This is a genomic window from Alkanindiges hydrocarboniclasticus, from assembly GCF_001982605.1.
Classification (GTDB): Bacteria; Pseudomonadota; Gammaproteobacteria; order Pseudomonadales; family Moraxellaceae; genus Alkanindiges; species Alkanindiges hydrocarboniclasticus.
Window position 1 is genome coordinate 1 of record NZ_MLCN01000084.1, and the last position, 767, is coordinate 767.

General features: G+C 42.1%; 1 pseudogene. It reads left to right on the forward strand.

What is annotated here, in order from left to right:
* Positions 1–722 (forward strand): annotated as a pseudogene (locus BKE30_RS15625) (IS5 family transposase); the annotation flags it as partial.
* Positions 723–767: the final 45 nt, after the last annotated feature.

The window sequence follows — 767 nt, forward strand, 5'->3', positions numbered from 1 at the left end:
ACTGGCTTTGTGCAAAGTCTGATTAAACTTTGCGGATGAGCAGCCCCGAATATCAGTGATATTCGTACACCACGCTTTGTAGAAGACAAAAGCATATTGATATTGTAATCAGCTACCAAAAAAGTAGCGATGGGCTGCATCTACTCATGGACTCTACAGGCATGAAGTTTCTAGGTGAGGGCGAATGGAAACGCAAGAAACATGGACCTGAATATCGTCGCCAATGGCGTAAACTTCATATTGGTATAGATGCTAAAACCCTACAAATACGAGCAGTTCAGCTTACAACCAATAATGTCAGTGATTCACAGGTGCTTGGTGATTTACTTAATCAGATTCCACAAGATGAGCGGATTGACTCTGTTTATACCGATGGAGCTTATGACACCAAGCAATGCCGTCAGGTCATTGCAGATCGGCAAGCGCATGCGGTGATTCCACCTAGAAAAAATGCGAAACCATGGAAAGATACAAAGAGTAGCTCGCTAGAGCGAAATGAATTACTTCGAACAATTAAACGTTTAGGCAGGACACTATGGAAAAAATGGTCAGGCTATCATCGGCGAAGTTTGGTTGAAACTAAGATGCATTGCATCAAATTATTAGGAGATAAACTCAGTGCAAGGAGTTTTGATAGCCAAGTGAATGAGATCCATGCACGTGTAGCAGTCCTTAACAGATTTACGGAATTAGGTCGACCACTTACCCAAGTTACGCCTTAAATTTGGCTCAATTAGGGGCGCTTTGCATTTCAAATCTTTGTGCAA